Here is a 3,920-nt window from a genome sequence, read left to right on the forward strand (position 1 = left end):
CATCACACGCACTGGCTCGCGCTGCGCCAGGCCGATGAACTCACCGAACCGGGTTTTGGCTTCGTTGGCCGTCAAGGTGCGCATGGCCTGGCTCCGGGTTCAGCTGAACAACCGCCGCGCCGCCGCCGAGCCGGCGGTGAGGTCGCGCTCGGCCAGCTGGGCGTAGAGGGTTTTCAGGTCGTTGGCGATGCCGGTGAAGTGCTGCAGCGTGATCGGCCAGCCGCGGTCGTCGACCAGGGTGCCGTCCATGCTGGTGGCCAGCGCGCGGGCCACTTCCTGCCAGGCGGTGAAGGGCTCGGCCGCCTCGGGCGTCTGCGGCACGTCCAGGCTGAGCGTGATGTCGCGCAGCGCGGCAGCCGCCGGATCGTCGGCCAGCGCGGCCTGGGGGTCGAAGCCCAGCACCAGCACCGGCGGCGCGCCCGCGTCAGGCGACGGCAGCACCAGCCGGCCCGGCAGGCTGCCGGGCACAAAGCCCTGGCGCGCCGCACTTTGCTGGATGAAGCCCACCGACCAGGCGGCGCTGTTGGCGCGCAGCACCATGCTCAGTTGCGCATCGTGCGGGCTGGCGAAGTTGTCCAGCTCGCGGGCGCGGGCGGCCACTTCCAGCATGTCCGGGAAGTCGGGCATCGCGCCCACCGCCTCGGCAAAGGCCTGCACCTTCTGCACGAACTCGGAGTACTCGATCTCGTTGAGCGCGCCGCTGCGGTTGGCCAGCTGCACACCAGCCTGCAGCTCGTTGTAGCGGCGGCCGGCGGCCGGCGCTTCCCAGTCGCCGGTCTCGACGTTCAGGCCTTCGATGTGGAAGGGCTTGGTGCCGGCGCGCCGTGAAGGCGGCAGGTGGGCCAGCACCATGTCGCCGCTGACCGGCGACTCCAGCGTCAGCGGCACGATGGCGTCGATCAGCGGGTCGATGCGGGCCAGGCGGCGGCCACCCACCGGCGGCACGCGCAGCTCGGGCAGCACCTCGCCGGGGTGGTCGGGCTCGGCCACCGGTTCGCTCGCCTCCGGCGCGGCGGCGGCGCCTTCCAGGCCGGGTTCCACACGCGGGTGGCTGGGCAGTTCGCCATCGGCGCGTCGGGGGCCGGCGTTGCGGGCCGTCCAGATGCTGTGGGCCACCAGGGCCAGCACCACCAGCACGGCCACGATCGTCAAAGCCATCGTCAGGGTCATCGTCTCGTCGTCCTCAAGCGAATCAGCCGGCCTCGACCATGCCGACCGCGGTTTCCATGTCCACCGCCACGATGCGGGACACGCCCTGCTCCTGCATGGTCACGCCGATCAGCTGCCGCGCCATCTCCATCGCGATCTTGTTGTGGCTGATGAAGAGGAACTGCGTGCCCTCGCTCATCTGCGTCACCAGCTTGGCGTAGCGCTCGGTGTTGGCGTCGTCCAGCGGCGCATCCACTTCGTCCAGCAGGCAGAAGGGCGCGGGGTTGAGCTGGAAGATGGCAAACACCAGCGCGATGGCGGTGAGCGCCTTCTCGCCGCCCGACAGCAGGTGGATGGTGCTGTTCTTCTTGCCCGGCGGCTGCGCCATCACCTGCACGCCGGCGTCCAGGATCTCGTCGCCGGTCATCACCAGCCGCGCATTGCCGCCACCGAAGAGGCTCGGGAACATGCGGCCGAAGCCCTCGTTGACCTGGTTGAAGGTGGTGCCCAGCAGGTCGCGGGTTTCCAGGTCGATCTTGTGGATCGCGCCTTCCAGCGTGCCGATGGCTTCCAGCAGGTCGGCGTTCTGCGCATCGAGAAAGCCCTTGCGCTCACGCGCGCTGGCCAGTTCGTCCAGCGCGGCCAGGTTCACCGCGCCCAGCGCCGCGATGTCGCGGTTGATGCGGTCGATCTCGGTCTGCAGGCCGTGCAGGCGCACGCCGTCGGCCTCGATGCCGGCGGCCAGTTGCGCCAGGTCCACCGCGGCGGCGGTGAGCTGCTCCATGTACTGCGCGCCGCCCAGCGAGGCGGCCTGCTGCTCCAGCTGCAGCTTGCCGATGCTCTCGCGCAGGGGCTCCAGGCTGCGCTCCAGCGTCAGGCGCTGTTCGTCGGAGCGGCGAAGTTGTATGGACAACTCGTCGTATTCGCTGCGCTGCGCGGCCAGGGCCTTTTCGCGCTCCACCCGCACGGCCAGTGCATCCTGCAGGCCGGCCTGCGCGGCGGCATCGTCGAAGCTGGCCAGCTCCTGCTGCAGCTGCTCGGCCGTCTGCTGGCTGGCGGCGGCCTGCTGGCTGGCGGTTTCGATGGCGCGCTGCAGCTCGCCGCGGCGCGCGGCCAGCGAGCGGGCGGAGAACTGCGCCTCCTGCGCCTGGCGCTCCAGCGTGCGCAGCTGCTCGCGGGCGCCGGCCAGCTGGCGCTCGGCGGTGATCACCGCTTCTTCCAGCTCGGCATGGCGCTCCTGCGTGTTGGCCAGCTGCAGGTCCAGCTCCTCGAAGCGGGCTTCGCCGGTCACGCGACGCTCGGCCAGCTCTTCCATCTGGCCGTCGATCTCGGCCAGCTCGTCCTGCAGCTGGCTGCGGCGCGACTGGGCGGCTTCGCTCTGCTGCTGCAGGCGCATCAACTCGACTTGCAGCTGGTGGGCGCGTGTCTGCGCCTCGGCGGCTTCGCGGCGCACCGTGGCCAGGCGGCTGGCAGCTTCGGCATAAGCGGCCTCGGCCCGCACCGCGGCGGTCTTGCTCTCTTCGGTGATCAGGGCCTGGGCGCGCAGTTCACGCTCCAGGTTCTCGATCTCCTGCGCGCGGGCCAGCATGCCGGCCTGCTCGGAGTCGGGCGCGTAGAAGGCCACCGCGAACTGCGAAACCGCATGGCCTTCGCGGGTGACGATGATCTCGCCGTGGGTGAGCTGGCTGCGCGCGGCCAGCGCGGCGTCCAGCGAGTCGGCGGTGTACACGCCTTCCAGCCAGTCGGTCATCAGCGCCTTCAGGCCGCTGTCCTGCAGCCGCAGCAGCTGCGACAGGCGCGGCAGCGTCTGGTGGGTGTCGGGCGCGGTGGCCGTGGGCTTGGTGAAGAAGGCCAGCTTGGCCGGCGGCGCGTCGGCGGCAAAGGCCTTGACGGTGTCCACCCGGCCGACTTCCAGCGCATTCAGGCGCTCGCGCAGCACCGATTCCAGCGCGGTTTCCCAGCCGGTGTCGATGTGCACCTGCGTCCACAGCCCGGGCAGGCCATCGAGCCCGTGCTTGGCCAGCCAGGGCTTGAGCTTGCCTTCGGTCTGCACCTTGGCCTGCAGCGTGCGCAGCGCCTCCAGCCGGGCCGACAGCTCCGACTGGCGGGCGGTTTCGCGGTTGACCACGGCCTGCTGGCCGCGGCGCTGCTCGTCGAGCTGCGGCACCTGCTCGGTGAGTTCATGCAGGCGTTCGTCGGCGATGGCCTGGGCCTCGGCCGCGTCTTCGCTTTGCGCGCGCAGCTCTTCCAGCCGGCCGGCATCGGGCGCGGCCAGGCCCTGGCGCTCGGCGGCCAGGCGCTCGCGCCGACTGCGCAGCGCGCGCGTCTGTTCTTCAATGTTGCGGCTGTCGGCGGCCAGCAGCTGGATCTGCTGCTGCACCTGCGTCACCTGGCCGCGCTGCTCATTGGCGCGGGCCTGGGCCGCACGCACGGCGTCTTCCAGCGTGGGCAGGCTGCCGGCCTGTTCTTCGGCCTGGGCAGCCAGCACCTCGGCCTGTTCGTCGGCGGCGGCGATCTGCTCGGCGATGGTTTCCAGCTCGGCCTCGGCCTGGGCGCCGCGGTCGGCCCATTGCGTGATCTGCGTCTGCAGCTCGGCCAGGCGCTGTTGGGCGCGGTTGCGGCCCTCGACCACGTAACGGATGCGCTCTTCCAGGCGGCTGACTTCCAGCGAGGCCTCGGCCAGCGCGCCCTGCGCGGTGTGCAGGTTGTCGCTGGCGGCGTAGTGGGCCTGGCGGATGGTTTCCAGCCCGGCTTCCAGGTGGCGCAGCTCG

General features: G+C 71.1%; 2 protein-coding genes. Both read right to left on the reverse strand.

All coding sequences use genetic code 11. The features are described 5' to 3' along the window. Window positions 1-99 precede the first annotated feature (99 nt). On the reverse strand, window positions 100-1,158 hold the full coding sequence (locus ABNT58_RS00485) for a cell division protein FtsZ (RefSeq protein WP_348751555.1): 1,059 nt from the start codon (window positions 1,156-1,158) through the stop codon (window positions 100-102). A gap of 34 nt (window positions 1,159-1,192) precedes the next feature. Then, on the reverse strand, window positions 1,193-3,920 hold a 2,728-nt coding region (gene smc, locus ABNT58_RS00490), incomplete at its 5' end, for a chromosome segregation protein SMC (protein WP_348751556.1).

This window comes from uncultured Aquincola sp., from assembly GCF_964001545.1.
Classification (GTDB): Bacteria; Pseudomonadota; Gammaproteobacteria; order Burkholderiales; family Burkholderiaceae_C; genus Aquincola.